A 20,727-nucleotide genomic window follows, 5' to 3' on the forward strand; every position below is an offset into this window, starting at 1 on the left:
GGGTTCTTCGTCCACTTGGCGCTGTGGAGCCGGGCGACATGGCTACCGGACACGTCCGTGGTCGCGTTGCCCTCGTTCTCCTCGAACCGCCAAGGATGAGGCCTTCACGTACTTGACGGGGCCTTCACGGACCGTGGGGTCAGGCAGTCAGGGTGCGGGTGGCCGCGAAGGCGTCACGCGCGGCGTCCGTGAGCTGGGCAGGCACCAGGTCGCCGACTCTCGCCGGGCGTGCCGCGCAGATCCAGCCGCCGAGGATCAGCCGCGTGACGGCGACGCGGTCGCACCAGCCACCGTCCACGGCAAGGTCCGGCTCGCAGCCCGCGAGCAATTCGCCGCGGCCGGCGGCGACAGCGCCGAGAATGGCGCGTTCGCGATGATTCAGCTCCGCAGGATCCATTCCCGATCACCGTCCCGGTGCTCTCATTCGAGGACGTCTCAGGCATCCTCTCTTCCCAGTGAGCCCGATCCGCCCGGCGAGGACAACAGAACAGGCCACGTTCGGTGGTATCCGGACAGCACTTCGGCCCGAGCGGGCAGAAATGGCGGACATTGCGCCATCCGACGGAATTACGTGGCCGAAAGTACGGATACGAGAAGACGAAAACACCCTCCGGCGCCCACGTCCGCCAGAGGACCGGACGAAATGGTTACGATCGGCGTTCGTGAAATCTCGCTGCGTAGAACCGTACTGCACGGACTCGGGCACCATGACCGATCCGGCACACGCCGGAATCCCGGAAGACGGCCGCATTCCGCGCTACTACCGGGTGAAAAGGCAGATTCTCGCACTGTGCAAAACGCTGGACGAAGGCGTCGCGCTGCCTTCCGAGCGCCAGTTGTGCACCCGGTTAGGCGTCGCGCGCGCCACTCTTCGGCAAGCGGTACTACAACTCGTGGTCGAGGGCTGGGTGGACTCGCGCCAGGGCAGCGGCAGTTTCGTCGTCGGACGCCGGAAAATCGCACAGCACCTGGGTTCGGCCGACGGGCCGGACCATGACGCCCTGACCGACCGGACCTGGACCACGTTCGAACGGCGGCGGGCAGGCTGCGAACTGGCACAAGAGCTGCGAATACACCGGAACGATCCAGTGATCCACCTGGAATGTGTGCGCGGCTCCGGCGACGAGATTCTCGCCGTCGAGTCGGCGTTCATCCCGGCCAAACGGTTTCCCGGTTTGAACCACGCTCCCGTCGGAGGCCGATCTCTGCATGACGAATTGCGGACCCGGTTCGGCATCGCGTTCGGCGGCGCCGACCAAGCAACGGAGACCGCGCACGTGAGCCCCCGGGAAGCGGACCTGCTGGGCACTCTCCCCGCGCTGCCGGCGCTGGTGGTCCACCGAACCTCCTGGGACGCGCTGGGCGAGCCGTTCGAGCGGGTCCGCACTCTCTACCGCGGGGACCGGCTGACCCTGGTGAATCGGCTGGGTTCCGTCGAACGCCGTCGCGAGCACGAACAAGCGGAGAACCGGTCATCCTGCAGCTGACGACTCGTCCATGGTCAGCACCAGCTGCCCGCTGGTGCCGCCCGACTGGAGTGACGCGTGCGCGTCCGGTGCCCGCGTCCACGACAGGGTGTGCACGAATCCGGCCGGGAGCCGGAAACCGGCGGCGACATCCGCCCACAACCGGTCGATCTGCTGCCGGTTCCCGGTCCGGACGCCGATCAGCGACTGGCTGCGCAGGTAGAACTGGAGCAGCCGGATCGGCACCGGGTCGTGGTTGACCGCACCCGAGACCACGACCCGGCCCAGCGCGCCGAGAGCGGGCAGGTAGGCCTCGCACCAGGCCGTGATACCGAGGTTGTCGACCACACAATCCAGTCCGCCACTTCCGGCGGCCTCGAGAATGCGTGCGGGCAGGTCGTCGGCCGCGCCGTCGAGGGCGACGAGCGGCAACCCTGCCAGCCTTGGCGGACGCCGGTCCACACCGATCACGCGGGCGCCACGGAACGCGGCGAGCGCGGCGACGGTCACGCCCAGCGCGCCCCCGGCGCCGGGCACCAGGACGGTGGTGCCGGGACCGGCGGCACCGGCGTCGAGCTGGGCGCTGGCGACACCGCCGTTGGCCGCGAGGGCCGCCGCCTCGGGGAAAGCGACCTCGGCCGGGATCTCGCGGACGTTGTCCACGGGCGCGACGCAGTACTCCGCATAGCTGCCCTGCCGGTGGATCCCGACGAGAGCGAACTCGCTGCACGCCTCCTCCCGGGACACCAGGCAGGCGCGGCATAGTGAGCAGCTCAGTACCGCCGAGACGGCGACCCGCCTGCCGACGAGGCCATCGTCCAGGCCTGGCCCGACCCGATCGATCACCCCGGCGTGCTCGGTGCCGAGCACGTGCGGGAAAGTCTTGATCTGTGGCGCGAAAGGCGGTTTTCCCGCCCGGGCGGCGACGTCCTTGGTCCGGGCGACCACGACCGCGTGGACGCGCACCCGTACTTCTCCAGGCCCTGGCTCCGGGTCGGGCAGTTCGGCCATCTCCAGTACCGCCGGACCACCGAACGCACGGATGACGAGCGCCTTCATCAAGCAGGCTCCCGGGGCGGGTTGCTCATAGCCTCGATCACCGCGGGAGTGATCCCGCCACCGGTCCCCCACACATCGGCGTTCTCCGGGGTCCGGGCCCATTCTCCAGGCACCCAATCGTCCCCCACCTCAAGCAGTTCCGCCGTGTACTCGATGACATTGCCGACCGGGTCGAGGAAATAGCAGAAGACGTTGCCGCCGGGGCCGTGCCGACCGGGCCCCCACACGGTGTCGAAGCCGGCCTTGCGCAGGCGGCCGAGCGCCTTCATGACCTCGTCGGTGTCGCGGACCTCGTAGGCCACGTGGTTCAGCGAAGTCCATTTTCCCGGCGCGAGCACGACGCAGTGGTGCAGGCTGTTGCAGCGCAAGAAGACCATCTGATCGTTCTCATAGGTGTCCGAGACCTGGAAGCCGAGCACCCGGGTGTAGAAGTCCTTGGCCGCGGCGAGGTCCACCGAGTTGAGCACGACATGGCTCAGCCGATCGGGCCCGTACGCCTTCGGGGAAGGGGCCGTGTGTTCGGTCAGGCCGCAGGCGACCTCGATGCGACGGCCTTCGGGATCGAGGAACTCCACCCGCGTGTCGCTTGTGGACAGGAGCTCGACCTGCTCGCCCCGCAGGCGATCGGTGAGCTTCGCGATACCGCGTTCCCCGTCGGCCGCGAGGCTGATCCCGCCGAGGCGGTGTTCCTCGCCGGTGGCGAGCGTGAGCACATGGTGTTCGGTTCCCCGGCCACGCAACCGGATCCGATCGTCGGTCTCCTCGACCACCGCGAGCCCCCACACGTCCGCGTAGAACGGCAGGAGTTCGGCCGGGTTCGTCACGTGGATCTCGACGCTCCGGAGGTGGGTGATCATCACGGATCCCTTCGAGGAGGCGCACGCATGTTATCAACCACTTGATAACATGCCAAGGTGTCCGAACCGCCAGGACGCTCGCAAGGAAAGGCGTCCGTGGGACCAGGAGACGAAAACGTGCCCGTCGAACCGGCCACCCGGATCGCCTATCTGCTCAGGATGCTCTCCAGCACGCTCAACCAGCAGATCGAACGCGCCCTGCGGCCGCTCGACCTCACCCAGGCACAGCTGGCCGCCTTGGCCCAGCTGGCGATCAGCGCGCCCGACCGGCTCTCCAGTGCCGAACTCGGCCGCCGCGCCGGTGTCACCCCGCAGGCGATGTGGTCGGCCATCTCCAATCTGGAGCACCGTGGACTCGTGCGGCGGTCACCGCACCCCACCCACGGCCGGGTCCTCGAAAACGCCATCACCGAGGTCGGCGTCTCGGTCCTGGAACAAGCGCAGGAACTGACCGCACCGGTGGACGCGCACGCCATGGCCACCTTGACGGAAGCGGAACAACGGCAATTCCGCTCCCTGCTGCTGAAAACCATGACGGGACTCGGCATCCCACATCCCGATCCAGGGCGGGGTTAGCGCGGATCGTTTAACCGAAAAGACCTTCTTCGCCGAGCATCCCTTGACCGCCGGACGCCTCGCTTTAGCGTTCGAGTGCCTCACCCTTCCCGCGTCCTCACCTACTGGACGCCAGGCGCAGCGAGGAAACGCATGTTCAGCGCAGGATCGTCAAGCACCTTCCAGGTGTGGTGGCGTGCTTTGGGCTCGACGGAATGGACGCCGGGTCACGAGTTGCTGGTTCACATCGGCGACGGCGAGAACGCCGCACTCGAGGAACTGTCCTGGGGCGCCGCGGACGGTTCTTCCTGTGCGGTCGGTTTCTCGCCGGGGATGGCCGAGTGCCGTGGCCATCGCCGTACCGGCGGGGGCGACGTGCTGGAGATACGAGGTGAACTCAGCGGCGAGCCGGTGAATTCGCCGGACAGCGGCGCTGCGCGACATTATGCGTTCGGCACGGAGATCGAGGACGCCACCGGACGGCGGCCGTCGGAACCGCTCAGACTGCTGATCGACGACGGATCCGGCGTGGCGCCGTCATGGCTGGCCTGGCGCGACCGGACGGGCGACTCGTGCTCGATCGTCCTCCGTTCGGCCGGTCCGGCAGGCAACGCGGATGTCACCAGGATGGTGACCGAGGTCTGGGCCAGCGCGGAGTACGGCGAAGTGGGCGAGGTGGCCGCGAACCTCATCGAGGAAGCACCCTGCAAATGGTTCGCACCTCATGACCGTGCGTCCCTGGAATTCCAGTTCTCGCGACCGACCGCGGTGGACCACTACCTCCTCACCTCCGCCAACGACGCGCCTGACCGGGATCCTGCCGCATGGGTCCTGCGTGGCTCCGTGGACGGGCACCTGTGGCGGACCCTCGACACGCGCTCGCATCAGTCGTTCACCACCCGGCACGAGACCAGAACCTATCGGATCGCCGACCCCGCGGCCCACCACTGCTACCGCCTCGACATCGTCGGGAACAACGGTTCTCCTCACCTGCAACTCGAAACCGTCCGGTTCCTCGCCCCGGTGAACGGGTTCACCGGCTACCGGCGACGCGCTGGGCACGCTCCCCTGGCCTACCGCGGATCGTGTGCCGCGCCGCAAGCGCCGGACATCCCGATGGACCCGTTACCGGACGGACTTCCCGACCGGCGAGGAAAGCGGCTGAGCCGCTTCCCCGGCACCGAGGTCCCCACGTCCTTCGATCGCGCGCTTCCGCCGCTCGCCAAGGACGGCGACGTGATGACCGGAGGCCATCGCTTGCGGGCGGGCGAGAGCCTGCGAAGGCAATCCCTGACCTCACTCAACGACGCTTTCACCCTGAAACACTTCGGTTTCGACGATCTTGTTCTCATCCGTAACCACGATCGACGGCCGCTGTGGTGGTCGAGTGAGTTCAGCCCCGGCGACTGGCGCCGGAAGACGCGCGGCTCCGGCGTCAGCGATGTCACCCTGCGGCCGGACGGCGATCTCGTGGCCCACGATGAAAATGGTGTTCCATTGCGGTCCACCGGCACGGCGGACCGCGGTGTGGTCTTGCTGGAAGTCCGCGACGACGGCGACGTCGTCCTGCTCAACGGCGCGGGCGAGATCGTCTGGCACACCGACACCGCCACCACCGACGTGTCGCGGCCCCCGTCGCCCATCGCGCGGGGAGACCGCATGCTGGTCGGGCAGAGCCTGGCCGACCAGAGCCTCACCTCTCCCAACGGCCGTTACGTGCTGGTGCACGACCATCAGCACGCCGGTACCTTCATCTACGGTCCCGGGGGCCGGATCACTCGCTGGTTCTATCTCGTCCCGTCGATGTATCCGGATCCTTTCGGCACCCGCCTCGTCCTGGAGGAGGACGGGCTGTTCCTGCGCTGGTCCAAGGACGAGGCCGACGGGGTGGACCTGCGCGGCGTCCGCAAGGCATGGGACAGCCTCACCACGCCGAATTTCCCGTTCCATCCCCGGCAGGTCGTGCTCCGTGACAGCGGCGATCTGGAGATGCTGGACTCCGACGGCGAAGTCATGTGGCGCAACGGGTACAAACGCGACAGCGACAAGTTCGCGAAACCCTCGAACCGGCGAAGGCCGGAGACGAACCGCAAGCGTGCCGCGGCCGCGTCCGGCCCACCCCGGCTGCCTGCCACGCCGAACGCACCGGTGATCCGGACCGACTTCTCCGACGACGATGCGTGGTATCGGGTGAAGACCGGAATCGGCCGGGGCACGCCGGACGGGTTCGAGGCCAACGTGAGCTATGTCGACGACCCGGCCTTCACCGGAATGACGAGTACCGACCTGCTGGAATCCGAAGTGGACCGTGCCGAACACGCGATCATGCTCGTCGTGGACGAAATCACGATCCACTCCCCCGAGCACCCGATCCTGGTGGTGGATCTCGGCTCGGAGCCCGACCCGGACGACGACTGGCCAGGAGTGCCCGCCGGCCGGTCTTTCCGCGCCGTTCCGCAGGCCATTCAGGAAATCGAAAACAACCTTTCGCTCGCCAACGCGGATTGGGAGGACTTCGCCGATCACCTCGACGACGACGGAGTACGACGGGACACCTGAGCCACGGCCGTGCGGAGGACCTGGCCGTCGATCACGCGAACAGCCTTGCCCGCGCCGAGGACCTTCACGGGTCGAGCACGACCGGGAAGGTCCGCGGTGCGTGGACGTGCACGCTTCGCCGATAAGTCAGCTCCTCGTCGCCGGCCGCGGCCCGCATCCGCGGGAACCTGCCGAACAAGGCGGGCAACGCCACTTCGGCCTCCAACCGCACGAGTGCCGCGCCGAGACACCGGTGAATCCCGTGCCCGAAGGCGAGGTTTCCCGTCGTGTCCCGCTCCGGATCCAGGGAGTCCGGATCCGGGAACCGGTCCGGATCGCGATTGGCCGCCCCGACCGAAAGCGTGACCGAGGCACCGCGCGGGATCGAGACCCCGCCGATCGCGAGATCCTCGGTGGCGAACCGCGACGACGCGTTGAGGGCGGGCGAAAGCCACCGTAAGAGTTCCTCGATCAGCGGCCCCGCGGTCTCGGGCGAGCCGAGGCGTGCCCGCGCGGCGGGATCGGCGAGCAGTGCTCGCACGCTGTTCGTGAGAAAGACCGCGCTGGTCTCGTGTCCGGCGATCAGCAAGGCCATCGCCATCGCCACGATCTCGACGTCGGACATCCGCTCCCCGTCTTCGGAAGCCCCGATGAGCTCGGAAAGCAGGGCGTCGTCGGGCTCACGCCGGCGTGCCGCGACGAGTTCTTCCAGGTAGTCCGACAGCCGCTTCGACGCCTCGATGAGCAACGGTTCGGGACATTCGTCCATCAGCACCATCGACCAGTGCGCGAAGTCCTCCTGGTCCAATTCGGGTACACCGATCAGTTCGCAGATGATCTCCATCGGCAGCCGGATCGCGAAGCGCCCCACGAGGTCCACTGGCTCACCGGTGGGCAGTTCGGAGAGCAGGGCATCGGTGAAGGCCTCGACCCGCGGACGCAGCCGGGCCAGCCGTCGCGCGGTGAACGCGTGGCTCACCAGCTTGCGTACTCGCGTGTGATCGGGCGGGTCGAGCGAGGTGAGCATATGGGAGAGCGGCGCGGGCAGACCCGGCGGCGCCGAACCCCGCTCGGAGGGCGGCAACGAAGCCCTCCAATCCTTCGCCAGCCGGGGGTCGGCCAGGCCGGAACGAACGTCGGCGTAGCGGGTGACGAGCCAGGTCGGCCCCCCTTCGAAGGTCACCTCGCGCACAGGTGTGTTCTCGCGGGCGTGGTTCAGGGTGGCGTGCGGGTCACGCCAGTAGGAGTCCAGGAAATCGGCGTGGTCGCTCATCGAATGCTCCGTTCGTCGTGGGGTAAGGCGAAGGGTTCACGCCACCCGAGAGCGTTGCCTCAACCCTTCACCACCGTCGCGCTCATCTCCGCGACCCGGTGATGCGGCCAGCGCGCGCCCTCTCCCTTGGGCTCGTCGCCGAGCACGGTGACCCGGCGGCCGACCCGGCGCTCGGTGTAGTCGTTCACGGCGTAGTGCTGCGTCGCCCGGTTGTCCCAGACCGCGACGGCGCCTTCGGTCCAGCGGTAGCGGCAGACCCGTTGCGGGCTTTCGGACACCGCGAACAGATGCCCCAGCAGCAGCGCGCTCTCGTCCGGGGTCAGCTGCGGAACACGCCGGGTGAACATCCGGTTCACGTAGAGGGAGCGCCTGCCGGTCTCCGGATGAATCCGCACCACCGGATGCTCGGCCTCGCTGCGGAAAGAACCGTTGGGATGCTCGAAGACGTGGAGCGCGGTGAGCCCGTCGGCCAGTTCCCGGATCGGCGCGGACAAGGCCTCGTAGGCGAGGTACTGATTGCTCCACATGGTGTCTCCCCCGACCTCGGGCGATCGCACGATCTGCAGGACCGAGGCGATCGGCGGGGATTGCGCGAACGTGACGTCGGTGTGCCAGACGTCGGCCTTGGCGCCCAGCTCGGAATCGAGAACGACGATCTCGTCGTGCCCGGCCAGCTTCGGCAGGAACCGATGCACCTCCAGGCTCCCGAACCGACGGCCGAACGCCTCGTGGTCGGCGGGCGTGAGGCCCTTCTCGTCGGGGAAGAACAGCACGAGATGGTCGAGCAGTAACCGGTGGATCCGTTCGAACAGGGCGTCGTCGATTTCCGCGAACGTCACCCCACGGATCTCCGCGCCCAGCGCGCCGGTCACCGGCCGTACCTCGATGGAATCCATTCCTTGTTCCTTTCGCGCAGTATCGATCCGCGTTCCGCGGCTCGGCGGAACGCCTGTCGAATTCGACCCGGAACCCTTGCTTGCCAAGGCTTTCCGGTGCATTGTTCATTGAAATACCGAAGTTTTCTCTTTCTCCTTCCCGAAAGGACCGCGGTGACGGCCGAGAACACGGATCTCCAGGACGGCACCAGCAGGCTCGCCGAACTCGTCGACCTCGCCACCCCGTTCGCGGTGCGGACCGCGGTCGCGTTGCGGCTGCCCGAACTGATCCGCGACGGGTATACGACGACCGCCGCGCTCGCGACGGAATCCGGGTCCGACCCGGCATCGCTCGCCCGCTTGCTCAACCATCTCGTGAAGGTCGGGGTGTTCGCCGAGACCGAACCGGGGCGGCACGGGCTCACCCCGGTGTCGCAAGCGCTGCTGGACGAACGCAACGCGCTGCTGCGTTCGTGGCTCGACGCCGACGGCCCCGGCCTCACGATGGATCTGGCCTACAGCGGGATGCCGCACTCCGTCCGCACCGGCGAGCCCGCCTATCCGGTCGTGCACGGCGCCGACTTCTGGTCCGACTACCGGGCCGACGAAACGCTGAGGCGGTTCTTCGGCGCCACGATGGCCGGATTCGCCTGGCAGACCGGCCCCGAGGTCGCCGCCCGCTGGGACTGGGGTTCCGTGTCCACCGTGCTCGACGTGGGCGGCGGGACGGGATCGCTGCTGGCGGCGATCCTGACCGCGCATCCGCATCTGACCGGTGCGGTGCTGGATCTGCCCGAAGTCCACCCAGAGGCGGAGAAACTCCTCATCGGCGGCGGCCTGAAAGACCGGGCGGAATTCCTCGGCGGAAGTTTCTTCGCCCCGGTGCCGCCGGGCTACGACGTCGTGATCGTCTCGCGGGTGCTCACCGACTGGCCCGATGCGGACGCCCGCGAGATTCTCGGCCGCTGCGCGGAAGCCGCAGGCGACAAGGGACGGCTGCTGGTGGTCGAAGTGCTCGCCGGAGCCGAACACGCCAAGAACAACTCCTCGTTCGATCTGCAGTCGCTGACGTTGCTGGGCGGCCGGGAGCGCCGTCCGGAGGACTTCGACGAGCTCGCGGCAGGCGCCGGGCTCGTGCGCCGGGCGCGGCTCGACGGCGCGAACGGTCTCGTGGTCCTGGAGTACGCGCGCGGATGAGTTCACCGCACCCAGCCGGGCAACCGGTTCGACCTCGGGTCGGGCAGCCCGAGCTGGTGCAGCCGGTCCAGCGGGGTGAGCCGCCGGACGCCCAGCCCGGACATCGTGTGCGTCACCTCGTGCCGGAGGCGGTCATTGGCACCCGTGCCCGCCAGCGCGCGGTCACCGATCCGGCTGCCGCCGGTGATCATCCGGGCCGCGTTGTGGCTGGTCCGGCCGATATGGCCGAGGTTCTGCCGTCTCGCGGCGTCGTAGCGGTGCAGCGCGTGATCGACGACGTCGTCTGCCAGGGAACCGCCTTGGCGTAACTTCGCGGCGAGGTCGTACGCGTCGGCGATCGCGCTGTTCATTCCCTGTGCCGCCATCGGATGCACCAGATGACCGCTGTCGCCGACCAGGGCTATTCCGGGGGCGGTCAAGGAATCCGCCAGCGCTCTCGACACCGGCAGCACCTGTTTGCGGTCCAGTGCGGCGCGGAACGACGACGCCAGCGGGTCCAGCCCGGGACAGCCGGCCAGCACCTGGTCCGCCCACCGGACCGTCCCGTCCGCGTCGACACCGCGGAGTTCGTCCGGCGCGATCTGGACGTAGAGCCGGACTCGCCCGCCGGGCAAGGGATAGTGCAGGCGTAAGCCGTTCTCGGTGACGTAGGCGGTGAATTCCGGCGGTACGGTTACGTCGTGCAGGTCGAACGCGGCCAACCGGTGGGGATAGTCCCGCCGGGGCGCGTCCAGCCCGACCGCGGCGCGCAGCCGCGACGAAACGCCGTCGGCGGCCACGACGAGCGACGCGGAGATCTCGGTGTCGTCGCAGTCGATGCCGGTCACCCGGCCCGCGGTCAGCCGGGGTCGCCGGAACCGCACGCCACGCCGGACTTCGACGCGGCCGGGCAGCGCGCCTTCCAGCGCGTCGAGGATCACGGGATAGTCGTGCGCCAGCAGCCACGGATGCGCGGCCGGGAGCCGGGAGTAGTCGAGGACCATCCGGGGTTCGCCGTCCGGGGCGCGGGCGGCCAGTCGCGAAAGGCGCAACGCACCCGCTCGGTCGAGCGCTCCGGTCACTCCCCACTCGCGCAGGATCGCCAGCGAGCCGGGTTGCAGGACCTCCCCCTTGGCCACCGGCGCGGGCGTCAGGCGTTTGTCCAGTACCAGAACCCGGTGCCCGAGCCTGCCCAGCCCGCACGCGGCGGCAAGACCGGCCACCCCCGCGCCGCAGACGACGACGTCGTAGTGCTCCGGCCTCATCGCGTCACCTCGAGATACCGGCCCAGTGCCCGCAACGCCATCCCCTGGGTGAAGCCGGGGTTGGCGTACCGGCTGACCCGGCGCACGTACTCGTGCACCGGCTGCGGCGTCCACCCACCGCCGGAGGTCCGGGCGTCGAGGAGCCAGCGCACGCCGTCGGTCACCGCGACGGAATCCTTTCCCGCGGTCAACAGGGTCGAAACGGCCCATCCCGTCTCCTCGGCGGAGCCGGGAGCACCGTGCCCGTCGCCCCAGGAACCGTCGGGGTTTCGGGCCCGCACCAGCCACTCCTGAGCCCGTGCCGCGGGCCCTGAACCGGTCCGGCCGCACCGGGCGAAGGTCTCCAGCACCGCCGCGGTCCCCATCGTGTGTTCCCGGTACCAGACGGATTCGTAACTCCCGTCGGGCGATTGCGCCGAACCGAGCCAATGCAGCGCGTGCCGGATCCGCCGATCATCGACCGAGACACCCGCGTCGAGCAGGGCGTCGACGGCCTGTGCCGTCGTCATCGGGCACGGTCCGCTGTTGGCCACCCTGGTGTTGCGGACACAGAGGCTCCACGAGCCGCGGCTGTCCTGACGGCCGCTGAGCCACGCGACCCCCTTGCGGACGGCTTCGGCTTGCGCCTCACCGGGCAACCGGGTCAGCAGCGAGACGATCTCGCCGGTCTCCAGCACCGCGGGCCAGCCATGCGCGCCGGACCAGCCCCAGAAACCGGGCGGGCACCCGAAGGCCAGGAACGGCCGGTGCTGCTGGAGACGCACGAAGAGATCACGCGAGACCGCGAGCCTTGGATCGTCGCGGTAGCCGGCTTCGATCAGGCCGCGGACCGCGTACATCGTCCAGGCCCCGTCGAGCGGTGTCGTCGTCCACGAACCGTCGGGGTGCATGGTGCGCCGCAGCCAGCCGACAGCGGCGTCGACCATGTCCTGTCCCAGCCCTGCTCTCGCCAGCCCGACGCAGACGAGACCGGTCACCCAGGCGTCCTCGGACCACGATCCCGCCGAACCCTCGTGCTCGAACACCTGTCGGATCCCCAGGAGGGCCCGGGGTTCGGCTCGCCGGGCGAGCATCCGCTGAAGCCGGTTCAGCGGCCGGTGCCTGGTCTGCGCGAGCCCCAGTGCCGACGCCATCGGCAACCGGAGATCGAACAACCGGCGGTAAAGCCCTGGCAGCAAAGCCAATTCGAGTGGGAAGCGGCGCATCTCCCGCTGGTCGAGCCAGCCCGCCATACCGTAGAACTGGCGGCACCACAGCAGCACCTCTGGATGCGGGATCGCTTCCAGACCACCGTAACCGGCCATCCAGCCGCGTCCCTCCGCGACGGCCGCCGCGTTGCCGTCGGGCCCCACCAGATGCAGAGCGGCAGCGGACACCGCGGTCGGACCCGGTTCGCTGTCCTGCCCGGGAACCATCGACCATCCGCCGTCGTCGTTCTGGGTACGGCGGAGCCAGTCGGCGCCGGCCTCGATCAGGTCGGCGGCACCGCCCGGGTCCGCGAAGTGCAGCGCCGTGATCGCCCCTGCCGTCGCGAGGGTGGACCGCAGAGTGCTCGCCCCGTAGTCGAACACCCCGTCCGGCCGCTGTGCCCGCCACAGCTCCTCCGCTCCCTCCGCGATGGCCGTGGACAACTTCCCCTTCGCCGACTGGACTGAGCTCAAACCGTGTCCTCTCCGTCCCCTGCCGGGAACTCGTGCCGGGCCCGCATCCGGGCCTGAGTGACGAGCGAGAAAGCGAGGGCGGGCAGCACCAGCAGTGCGGCCACTCCGGCCCCGACAGCGCCCGCCGTGACAGCCGCCGCGAGCACCAGCCGCCCCGCGACGAGCACCTCGTGCGAACGCAACGCCCGCCGCGCGGTGAGCGCCGTGGGCCGGACGGTCGCGAACGCAAAGAAACCGGTCACGGCCGCGATCGCGACGAACGCGATCTGGTCTCCGGGCAAGCGGGCGACGAAAGCGCCGGCGCCCACCGCGGCGACGCCCGCCACGTACAGCACCACCGCGAGCCGCACCGCGACCCGCACGCCATGGCGTACCGGCACCGAGTGGTAGCCGCCCGCACGATCGCCCTCGACGTCGCGGACCGTGCCGATCAGATTGGAAGCGCTGTCGTGGAGCAGAAATCCCAGCGCCACCGGGACGAGTGTCCAAGGCGGCCAGGTGGTCACGGTCATCGCGCCGATCGTCAGCGCGAGCGCCGACAGCACCCCCCGGCTGAGATTTCCGGCGAAGCCCCTCCGCTTGAACACGGCGCTGTAGGCGACGATCCCGCCCATCGCCAAGGCGAAGACCGGCAGGATCCGCCAGTTCACCGCGATCAAAGCCGCCAGTGACGTCGCCGCGCAGCCGATCCCGCAGGCCAGCGCCGCGGCGGGTGACAATCGCCCGGACGGGATGGGCCGCTGTGGTTTCGCGATCGCGTCCAGGTGCCGGTCGAAGTGATCGCCGAGGTAGTGCCCGGACAGCCAGCCCAGGACCGGCGCCAGTACGGCGACGAAGAGTTCGGCGGGCCGTCGTCCGCCCGCGGCCAACGCTCCCGCGAGCCCCAGCAGGGCCGGGTAGCAGGTCGTGTAAGGCCGCCAGGTCTGCCAATGGGCCGTGGCGACCTCGCGGAGTCCGCGCCACGCGGGGCGATCAGCGGTCACGGTCAACGGCGCGGTCGGTGATCCCGGCGAGCCGGGCCGCCGCCGCGGCCACCGGCAGTTCCCTCAACCGTGCCCTTGCCCGGCCGGCGTGTTCCCGTGCGCTCCGGCAGGCGGAATCCAGGCCGCCGCTCGCGAGTACGGCGACGCGAAGCGACCTGAACGTCTCTTCGGGCGGGAGTGTCCCCGACAGCGCGGTTTCGATCAGCCGCCGATGCTTCGGTTCTCCCTCGCGATACGCGAGCAGGACCGGCCAGGTCGGGCGGAGGTTGGCCGCGTCGCTCACGGCGGGTTTGCCGACGCGAGCGGAGTCCGCGAGATAGGGCAGGCAGTCGTCGTACATCTGGTAGGCGATCCCGGTGTGCTCGCCGTAGCTCCCGAGCAGTTCGATCTGCCCGGTGGAGCCGCCGCCGAGCAGCGCGCCCGCCCGGCAGGCGGCGCGGAACAGCGCGGCGGTCTTCAAACCGGCTACCGCGAGATAGTCCTCCAGCGCGCTGTCGTGCTCAAGCCCTGACTCCAGCACCTGCCCTCGGCACAGGTCGTTGCCCGCACGGGCGATCTCGGCGACCACCGGTGCCACCGTCCCGGCAGGCAAGCCCCCGTCGGCGATGATGGCGAACAGGTCGAACAGCAGCGCGTCCCCGGTCACGATGGCTTCGGCGACCCCATAGCGCGCGTGCACCGACGGGCGACCCCGTCGCAGGTCGTCGCCGTCGATGATGTCGTCGTGCACCAAGGACGCCACATGCAGGTACTCGACCGCGATCGCGGCGGGGAGCGCCGAGTCCGCCGAGCCGCCGACCGCTTCTGCCGACGCGATGAGCGCCAAGGGGCGCACCAGTTTTCCCGGTCCCGCCAGCGCGTGACCGATCAGCTCGTCGAACCGGTCACCCGCTCGCCGCTCCCGTCGTACGAGCGCGTCGCGGATCATCGCGGACAGGTCGCCGACCCCTGGCCCCAAGGTTTCGATCATCGGGTCGTTCCTTCGGCGGCGAAGGCACGCGCGGCCGCGAGAACGGCGTCGTTGGCATCCGGAAGTCCAGTGCTGACACGGACTCCGGCCTCGCCGACCATCCGGACGGCCACCCCGTGCCCGGCCAGACGCGTGACGAAATCCTGATTCCGCGCCCCGAAGCGGAGCCACAGGTAGTTCCCACCGCTCGGCGGGACGTCGAAGCCCAGTTCGATCAGGCCGTCGCGGACCCTGTCCCGCTCCACGGCCAGCTCACGACACTGCTCGCGCATCCGGTCTTCGGCGTCCAGCGCGGCGATCGCGGCCGCCTGGGCCGGAGTGGGCACGCGATGGAAGGGCGTCGTCGGTCGTACCGGGCCCACGACCTTCTCGGCGCCGACGAGGTAGCCGACACGCAGGCCGATGAGGCCGTGCGATTTGGAGAAGGTGCGCACCACCACGACCCGGGGGTCATCGGGTATCAGGCTCACCGCGTCGGCGATCTCGTCCGGTTCGGCGAACTCCCGGTACGCCTCGTCGACGAGCACGAGGACGTTCGCGGGCAACGCGTCGAGCAGCGCCGCCAAACGGCCGGTTCCGAGCACCTCACCGGTGGGATTGTTGGGATTGCACAACAGCACCACCCGGGTCCGGGTGGAAACGGCCGCGGCGACCCCGTCCAGATCCTGCCCGTCCCCGGCGCCGCTCGGCACGGCGACCGGTTCGGCGCCGGCGTTGCGGATCAGCAGGGGGTAGAGATCGAAGGATGGCCAGGTGTGCACCACGGTGTCGCCGGGTGCGCAGTGCGCGGAAAGGAATTGCTGAAGCAACGCCCCCGAACCCGCTCCGGCGACGACTTGTCCCGCCGTCACCCCGAGTTCGTCGGCCAGCCGTGATTCCAGCCCGGCGGCGAGCGCGTCACCGGTCAGGTTCACCGAGCCGAGGGACTCGGACAAGGCTTCCCGCACGCCAGGCAACATCGGCCAGTGGTTCTCGTTCAAGGACAGCTGGTGCACGATCCGGCGCACTACCGCCAACCTTTCCTGCGTCAGTAGTCGATACGGTCGGCTTGCCTCTCCCAGGCCTCGAACGGCAGGCACGCGTCTGGGACGCGCAGGGCGGAAACCGGGACCGTCCAGGTGTCGCGCGGCTTTTCGAACAGTTCGTAGAAGGCGAGGTCGTCGAAGCCCGCTTTCGCCGCGTCATGCCGATCGGCCGCGTAGACGACCTTCTCGAGACGGGACCACAAGGCCGACGCCAGACACATCGGGCAGGGCTCGCAGGAAGACACGAGCACACAGCCGGCGAGTGAGAATCTCTTGAGTTTCCAGCAGGCCTGGCGGATGGCGACCACCTCGGCGTGTGCCGTCGGGTCGAGCAGGGAGGTGACCTGGTTGACTCCGGCGGCGACCACCTCACCGTCCCGGACGATGAGGGCACCGAACGGACCACCGCCGACTTCGACGTTGCGGGCGGCGATCCTGACACTCTCGATGAGCCAGTCGCGTTCCTCGGCTCCGCCGTCCGCTCGGGTCATTCGAGACCTCACTTCCGTCGTCGGGTGGCACGGATGACCGGGCGACCGGCTGAAGCGATCATCTTCGGTCGCGGCACCGATGCCCGGCGCTGCGCCGGGAAACCAAGCGGGAACCCGAGGGAAAGCCCTCACGAACCGAAGGCGTGCTCCGGTAGGAAACGACGGAGGTGCCGGTGGCGGATCGGTCCGGTTGGTCGTGAGTGTTCCGGGTCGATCTATTGAGGAGTGGGGCAAAGTTGGCGTGTTCTGTCGCTCTTCCGCACGCCGGTCACGGTGTCGCGAAAGCCACTTTCGGGACATCTGATGCCGCGAAAGTGGCTTTCGCGACACCTCCGAGCCTTCGCCACCCCCGCGGCCTCATGACCCGGGCCGAAGGGGGCTTTCCGCACGCCCGATGAGAGGAAAGCCACCCCCTTCGCCTCCCGGATCGCCGCTGATCGCCGGTCCGTGAAGGCCTCCTTGAGGGACTCTGGGTCCCTCAAGGAGGCCTTCACGGACTTGACCACCCGACAAGCCACCTTTGCCTTGCCTCTCAATAGCGACACTTTTCGCTCACGACCTCGCCTGTCCATCCACAGTGGACTCGGACAGGTGTGGGCAAACTGCTAGCGGCGATGCCCTTCCGCACCTGGCACACCGGGGCCCGGTGAACCGATCATCGACTGTGGTGCCAGGGCGAATCGGCGCACATCCCGGCCGATCCCCGCATCACGGCCCCACGACGCGAAGAAAGGAAGCGAGAGTGACCGCAGTCATGCGACCAGCCGACCGGCCACTGGCCTCCGTCCGGCCCAGAATCCTCGCCACCGTGGTCTTCCTCGCCGTGATCGCGGCCAACGTCGCCGCGACGACCGTGCTCTTCTTCGCCGCCGGCCTGTCCGGCAATACGCTCATCGACATCGGCAGGCTCACCGGCCTCTACGGCGGCTTGGTGATGACGTTCCAGCTGATCCTCGTCGCCCGGCTGCCGTGGCTGGACCGGCGGATCGGCATGGACCGGCTCACCACCTGGCACCGTTGGACGGCCATAGGGCTCTTGTGGTCGTTGGTGGCCCACTTCGTCTTCACCGTCTTCGGTTACGCGGAGCTCGACGACAAGGGAGTCGTCGACGAGTTCGTTTCGATGGTCACCCAGCTCGAAGGCGTTCTCCGCGCGGTGGTGGCGTTCGCGCTCATCGTGCTCGTCGGAGGCGTGTCGGCGCGGTTCGTCCGCAGGCGGATGTCCTACGAGACCTGGCACTTCATCCACCTTTACGCCTACGCCGCGGTCGTGCTGGGCTTCGGCCATCAGGTGATGCTGGGCAAGTCGTTCGCGTCCGGCGGCCTCGCCTGGATCTACTGGTACGCCGTCTGGGTGACGGGGCTCGCGTCGGTGATCGTCGGACGGCTGGTGCTGCCGCTGATCCGGAATCTGCGTCACCGGCTCAGGATCGTCGCCGTGGTTCCGGAGTCGGCCGAAACCGTGTCGGTGTACATGACCGGCAAGCATCTGGAGCGGATGCCGGTCAAGGCCGGGCAGTTCTTCCTGTGGCGGTTCCTGACCAAGGACCGGTGGTGGCAGGCCAATCCGTATTCCCTCTCGGCCGCACCCGACGGCCGCACTCTCCGGCTGACCGCGAAGGCCGCCGGTGACGGCAGTTCGTCCCTGCGCACGCTGAAGGTCGGCACCTGGGTGTTCGCGGAAGGCCCCTACGGCGCTTTCACCGCGATGCATCAGCGCAAAACGCGCGCTCTGCTCGTGGCGGGAGGGGTCGGGATCACGCCTCTTCGCGCGCTGCTCGAAGAGATCGCCGGGCACGTGATCCTGGTCTACCGCGTCCGGAGCGAACAGGACGCCGTGCTGCTGCCGGAGATCAAGGGCCTGGCACGGGCCCGGGGCGCGGCGGTCCATGTCCTCGCCGGGCCGTCCGATTGGTCCGGGCCGTTCGGGCCGTTGCTGGGACCGGACAGCCTGTGGCGGCTGGTGCCGGACATCCGTGAGCGGGACGTCTTCGTCTGCGGCCCGCCCGGCATGACCTCGGCCACGTTGCGCAGCCTGCGGGAGATCGGCGTTCCGCGTCAGCAGGTGCACGCCGAGCGCTTCAGCCTCACGATCTGAGCCGGGAGTCGACCGACCCATGAAGAAAACCGTTCTCACCCTCATCGTGGCCTTGTCGACCGCGGGGTTCATCGGTCTCTACGTCTACGACCCGGGCTCGTCCGCGCCGACCGCCCCGGCCGCTGCCCCGCCGAACATCTTCGAGACACTGGAGGTACCGCCGAGCGCGCAGGCCGCGCGCACGGTGGACGGCTCGGCGGAGACCGACAAGTACGGCACGGTGCAAGTGCAGCTCGTGGTGTCCGAGAACCGGATCTCGGAAGTCCGGCTGCTCCGGCAACCTGAACCAGGGAGGGGCGCGGAGGCGGTCAAGGCTCTCCAGCAGGCGACGCTGACCGCACAGAGCGCCGCCATCGACACCGTGTCCGGGGCGACCATGACGAGCGAGTCGTACCTGAAGTCCCTTCAGGCGGCGCTGGACGCCAGGTGAAGCGAGTCGAACAGGTCATGGGGTTGCCGGTTTCGGTCGACATCCGTGACAAAGGCGACCACCTGACGTCGCTCGCGCGCGTTTTCGCGTGGCTGCACGAGGTCGACGAACGATTCAGCCCGTTCAGGACGGACAGTGAGGTGAGCCGCTTCGATCGCGGCGACCTGGCCGTGTCCGAGCTCAGTGACGACCTGCTCGACATCCTGATGACCTGTGACCACTACGAACAGCTCTCCGGCGGGGCGTTCACCGCGCGGCTGCCGGGCAAGCCGCTCGATCCCAACGCCATCACGAAAGGCTGGGCGGTCCAGCGGGCCGCCCGGCTGCTGAAATCCGCCGGACTCGAAGTCTTCTGCGTCAACGCCGGTGGTGACGTGGTGACCGCGGGAGAGCCGGAACCCGGTCGCGGCTGGCGGATCGGCATCCGTCATCCCGAGCAGCGCGGGGAGATCTGCGCCGTCGTGGAATCGGCCGACGGCGCCGTCGCGACGTCCGCCTGCTACGAGCGCGGTACGCATATCTTCAACGGCCGCACCGGGCGACCCGCCGAGGGGCTGCTGTCGGTGACCATCATCGCCGAAGACCTGCTTCGGGCGGACGCGCTGGCCACGGCCGCCTTCGCGATGGGTGTCGACGGGATCGCCTGGGCCGCCTCACAGCCCGGATGCCGGGTCCTGATCGTCGACGCGGAACGGCAAGTGCACCGATCGTCCGACCTGAAGCTGTGGTGAACAAGACCGAACGGAAGGAACCTTGACCTTGCTGCAAACCGCTGTTTCGCCACCTCCGGCGACGGGTGCCTGGCGCGAAGGCGACCCACCGGGACGCCGTCAGTGGTTCACTCACGACAGCGCTATCGCCCTGGAGGGCGGAGGAACCCTCCCGGAGTTCACCCTGGCCTTCGAGACCTGGGGGCGGCTGAATCCGTCGAAGACCAACGCGGTTCTGCTCGAACACGCCTTCACCGGTGACAGTCACGCCGCGGGAGAAGCCGGTCCGGGACATCCCAGCCCTGGTTGGTGGGACTCGCTGATCGGGCCTGGGCTTCCGCTCGACACCGACCGGTACTTCATCGTCGCGGCGAACGCCCTCGGCGGCTGTCAAGGCTCCACCGGTCCCGCTTCCCTCGCCCCGGACGGCACCCCGTGGGGCAGCCGGTTCCCCCTGCTGACCCTGCGGGATCTGGTCGCGGCGGAAGCACGGTTGAGCACCTGGCTCGGGATCTCGCACTGGCGTGCCGTGATCGGTGGCTCGATGGGCGGCAACCGGGCGCTCGAATGGGCGGTCACCTGGCCGGACCGGGTGGCGGCGGTCATGGTGCTGGGCAGTGCCGCCGTCACGCCGCCCGATCACCTCGCCCTGGGCTCGGCGCAGATCCACGCGATCACCGCCGACCCTGGTTGGCACGGCGGGGATTACCACCATCTCCCGCCGGGCGACGGCCCGCACCGGGGCCTGGGGACGGCGCGGCGCATCGCGCATCTCGCCTACCGGGCCGAGGCCGAACTCGAGCAGCGGTTCGGCCGGAGACCCCAGGTCGGGGAAGACCCGTTCCTGGGCGGACGCTTCGCCATCGAGTCGTATTTCGACCACCACGCGGACAAACTGGTGCGCCGGTTCGACGCGGGAAGCTACGTCACCCTCACCAGGGTGCGGAACAGCCACGACCTCGGCCGTGGCCGGGGCGGCGTCTCAGCGGCGCTGGCCGGGATCACGGCCAAGGCGATCGTCGCGAGGCTTTCCGGCGACCGGATGTACCGGCCGTCCGCGCTCGACGAGCTGGCCACCGGAATCCCGGGCTGCGCCGGGATATCGGAGATCGTCTCACCGCACGGCCACGACGGTTTCCTCACCGCGATCGACCAGATCGGCCCGTTGCTGCGCTCGCTGCTGGACTGATCCTTCCGCGTCCTCTCACCTGATGAAGTAAATCCCCCTCTTTCGGCCCGTGCGGGCGTAGCCCGGCGGTAACAGCCACTCGGTTGGCGCAAAGTAGACCTGTTCG

At 69.0% G+C, this 20,727-nt stretch carries 19 protein-coding genes; 8 read left to right on the forward strand and 11 right to left on the reverse strand.

Going from position 1 to position 20,727, the window contains the following annotated elements; translation table 11 throughout:
• Positions 1-139 precede the first annotated feature (139 nt).
• Positions 140-397 (reverse strand): hypothetical protein, encoded by a 258-nt coding sequence (locus tag ACOCEP_RS34120; protein WP_482333474.1) that lies wholly within the window; start codon positions 395-397, stop codon positions 140-142.
• Positions 398-707: 310 nt separating this feature from the next.
• Between ACOCEP_RS34120 and ACOCEP_RS34125 the strand changes: the two genes are divergently transcribed.
• Positions 708-1,487 (forward strand): GntR family transcriptional regulator, encoded by a 780-nt coding sequence (locus tag ACOCEP_RS34125; protein WP_482333476.1) that lies wholly within the window; start codon positions 708-710, stop codon positions 1,485-1,487.
• Here the strand turns inward: ACOCEP_RS34125 and ACOCEP_RS34130 are convergent.
• Both ACOCEP_RS34130 and ACOCEP_RS34135 read right to left on the reverse strand, forming a co-directional pair.
• Positions 1,473-2,525 (reverse strand): alcohol dehydrogenase catalytic domain-containing protein, encoded by a 1,053-nt coding sequence (locus tag ACOCEP_RS34130; RefSeq protein ID WP_482333477.1) that lies wholly within the window; start codon positions 2,523-2,525, stop codon positions 1,473-1,475. The genes ACOCEP_RS34125 and ACOCEP_RS34130 overlap by 15 nt on opposite strands.
• Complete coding sequence (locus ACOCEP_RS34135) at positions 2,525-3,382, reverse strand: VOC family protein (protein WP_482333478.1); 858 nt, start codon at positions 3,380-3,382, stop codon at positions 2,525-2,527. The genes ACOCEP_RS34130 and ACOCEP_RS34135 overlap by 1 nt, the downstream gene beginning before the upstream one ends.
• 117 nt (positions 3,383-3,499) lie before the next feature.
• Here ACOCEP_RS34135 and ACOCEP_RS34140 point away from each other — a divergent pair, with 117 nt between their 5' ends.
• Together ACOCEP_RS34140 and ACOCEP_RS34145 are read left to right on the forward strand one after the other, a co-directional pair.
• Entirely contained in the window at positions 3,500-3,958 is a 459-nt protein-coding gene (locus ACOCEP_RS34140) for a MarR family winged helix-turn-helix transcriptional regulator (protein ID WP_482333480.1), read from the forward strand.
• A 132-nt stretch (positions 3,959-4,090) separates the two neighbouring features.
• Complete coding sequence (locus ACOCEP_RS34145; RefSeq protein ID WP_482333482.1) at positions 4,091-6,496, forward strand: DUF6924 domain-containing protein; 2,406 nt, start codon at positions 4,091-4,093, stop codon at positions 6,494-6,496.
• A gap of 64 nt (positions 6,497-6,560) precedes the next feature.
• Here the strand turns inward: ACOCEP_RS34145 and ACOCEP_RS34150 are convergent, their stop codons facing one another.
• Both ACOCEP_RS34150 and ACOCEP_RS34155 read right to left on the reverse strand, forming a co-directional pair.
• Positions 6,561-7,748, reverse strand: a complete 1,188-nt coding sequence (locus tag ACOCEP_RS34150) for a cytochrome P450 family protein (protein WP_482333484.1) — start codon at positions 7,746-7,748, stop codon at positions 6,561-6,563.
• Positions 7,749-7,807: 59 nt separating this feature from the next.
• On the reverse strand, positions 7,808-8,644 hold the full coding sequence (locus ACOCEP_RS34155; RefSeq protein ID WP_482333486.1) for a TauD/TfdA dioxygenase family protein: 837 nt from the start codon (positions 8,642-8,644) through the stop codon (positions 7,808-7,810).
• A 153-nt stretch (positions 8,645-8,797) separates the two neighbouring features.
• Between ACOCEP_RS34155 and ACOCEP_RS34160 the strand changes: the two genes are divergently transcribed.
• Positions 8,798-9,820: a methyltransferase gene (locus ACOCEP_RS34160; protein ID WP_482333488.1), complete on the forward strand. Its 1,023-nt coding sequence runs from the start codon at positions 8,798-8,800 to the stop codon at positions 9,818-9,820.
• A gap of 2 nt (positions 9,821-9,822) precedes the next feature.
• On the opposite strand, the gene ACOCEP_RS34165 is transcribed toward ACOCEP_RS34160, so the two are convergent.
• From ACOCEP_RS34165 to ACOCEP_RS34190, 6 genes are read right to left on the reverse strand one after another with little or no spacing between them, the layout of a single operon-like run.
• A complete protein-coding gene (locus ACOCEP_RS34165; RefSeq protein WP_482333489.1) occupies positions 9,823-11,064 on the reverse strand; it encodes an FAD-dependent oxidoreductase in 1,242 nt (413 codons plus the stop codon).
• Positions 11,061-12,725: a prenyltransferase/squalene oxidase repeat-containing protein gene (locus tag ACOCEP_RS34170; protein ID WP_482333490.1), complete on the reverse strand. Its 1,665-nt coding sequence runs from the start codon at positions 12,723-12,725 to the stop codon at positions 11,061-11,063. Before ACOCEP_RS34170 ends, ACOCEP_RS34165 begins: the two co-directional genes overlap by 4 nt.
• Complete coding sequence (locus ACOCEP_RS34175; RefSeq protein ID WP_482333492.1) at positions 12,722-13,708, reverse strand: UbiA family prenyltransferase; 987 nt, start codon at positions 13,706-13,708, stop codon at positions 12,722-12,724. Before ACOCEP_RS34175 ends, ACOCEP_RS34170 begins: the two co-directional genes overlap by 4 nt.
• Positions 13,698-14,678, reverse strand: coding sequence for a polyprenyl synthetase family protein (locus ACOCEP_RS34180; RefSeq protein ID WP_482333494.1), 981 nt, complete (start codon positions 14,676-14,678; stop codon positions 13,698-13,700). Before ACOCEP_RS34180 ends, ACOCEP_RS34175 begins: the two co-directional genes overlap by 11 nt.
• Positions 14,675-15,685, reverse strand: coding sequence for an aminotransferase class I/II-fold pyridoxal phosphate-dependent enzyme (locus ACOCEP_RS34185; protein ID WP_482333496.1), 1,011 nt, complete (start codon positions 15,683-15,685; stop codon positions 14,675-14,677). Before ACOCEP_RS34185 ends, ACOCEP_RS34180 begins: the two co-directional genes overlap by 4 nt.
• Positions 15,686-15,705: 20 nt before the next feature.
• Positions 15,706-16,194, reverse strand: a complete 489-nt coding sequence (locus ACOCEP_RS34190; protein WP_482333498.1) for a nucleoside deaminase — start codon at positions 16,192-16,194, stop codon at positions 15,706-15,708.
• 754 nt (positions 16,195-16,948) lie between these two features.
• On the opposite strand from ACOCEP_RS34190, the gene ACOCEP_RS34195 reads away from it, so the two are divergent.
• From ACOCEP_RS34195 to metX, 4 genes are read left to right on the forward strand one after another with little or no spacing between them, the layout of a single operon-like run.
• Entirely contained in the window at positions 16,949-18,292 is a 1,344-nt protein-coding gene (locus ACOCEP_RS34195; RefSeq protein ID WP_482339869.1) for a ferredoxin reductase family protein, read from the forward strand.
• Positions 18,293-18,311: 19 nt separating this feature from the next.
• Complete coding sequence (locus ACOCEP_RS34200; RefSeq protein WP_482333500.1) at positions 18,312-18,722, forward strand: FMN-binding protein; 411 nt, start codon at positions 18,312-18,314, stop codon at positions 18,720-18,722.
• On the forward strand, positions 18,719-19,453 hold the full coding sequence (locus tag ACOCEP_RS34205) for an FAD:protein FMN transferase (protein ID WP_482333501.1): 735 nt from the start codon (positions 18,719-18,721) through the stop codon (positions 19,451-19,453). The genes ACOCEP_RS34200 and ACOCEP_RS34205 overlap by 4 nt, the downstream gene beginning before the upstream one ends.
• A 28-nt stretch (positions 19,454-19,481) precedes the next feature.
• Entirely contained in the window at positions 19,482-20,621 is a 1,140-nt protein-coding gene (gene metX, locus ACOCEP_RS34210) for a homoserine O-acetyltransferase MetX (protein WP_482339870.1), read from the forward strand.
• Positions 20,622-20,727 lie beyond the last annotated feature (106 nt).

Source organism: Amycolatopsis sp. CA-211722, from assembly GCF_056828465.1.

Excerpts from the sequence above, each read along its gene's own strand:
- ACOCEP_RS34120 (WP_482333474.1), bottom strand. The coding sequence starts at position 397 with ATGGATCCTGCGGAGCTGAATCATCGCGAACGCGCCATTCTCGGCGCT.
- ACOCEP_RS34125 (WP_482333476.1), top strand. The coding sequence starts at position 708 with ATGACCGATCCGGCACACGCCGGAATCCCGGAAGACGGCCGCATTCCG.
- ACOCEP_RS34130 (WP_482333477.1), bottom strand. The coding sequence starts at position 2,525 with ATGAAGGCGCTCGTCATCCGTGCGTTCGGTGGTCCGGCGGTACTGGAG.
- ACOCEP_RS34135 (WP_482333478.1), bottom strand. The coding sequence starts at position 3,382 with ATGATCACCCACCTCCGGAGCGTCGAGATCCACGTGACGAACCCGGCC.
- ACOCEP_RS34145 (WP_482333482.1), top strand. The coding sequence starts at position 4,091 with ATGTTCAGCGCAGGATCGTCAAGCACCTTCCAGGTGTGGTGGCGTGCT.
- ACOCEP_RS34150 (WP_482333484.1), bottom strand. The coding sequence starts at position 7,748 with ATGAGCGACCACGCCGATTTCCTGGACTCCTACTGGCGTGACCCGCAC.
- ACOCEP_RS34155 (WP_482333486.1), bottom strand. The coding sequence starts at position 8,644 with ATGGATTCCATCGAGGTACGGCCGGTGACCGGCGCGCTGGGCGCGGAG.
- ACOCEP_RS34165 (WP_482333489.1), bottom strand. The coding sequence starts at position 11,064 with ATGAGGCCGGAGCACTACGACGTCGTCGTCTGCGGCGCGGGGGTGGCC.
- ACOCEP_RS34180 (WP_482333494.1), bottom strand. The coding sequence starts at position 14,678 with ATGATCGAAACCTTGGGGCCAGGGGTCGGCGACCTGTCCGCGATGATC.
- ACOCEP_RS34190 (WP_482333498.1), bottom strand. The coding sequence starts at position 16,194 with ATGACCCGAGCGGACGGCGGAGCCGAGGAACGCGACTGGCTCATCGAG.
- ACOCEP_RS34195 (WP_482339869.1), top strand. The coding sequence starts at position 16,949 with ATGCGACCAGCCGACCGGCCACTGGCCTCCGTCCGGCCCAGAATCCTC.
- ACOCEP_RS34200 (WP_482333500.1), top strand. The coding sequence starts at position 18,312 with ATGAAGAAAACCGTTCTCACCCTCATCGTGGCCTTGTCGACCGCGGGG.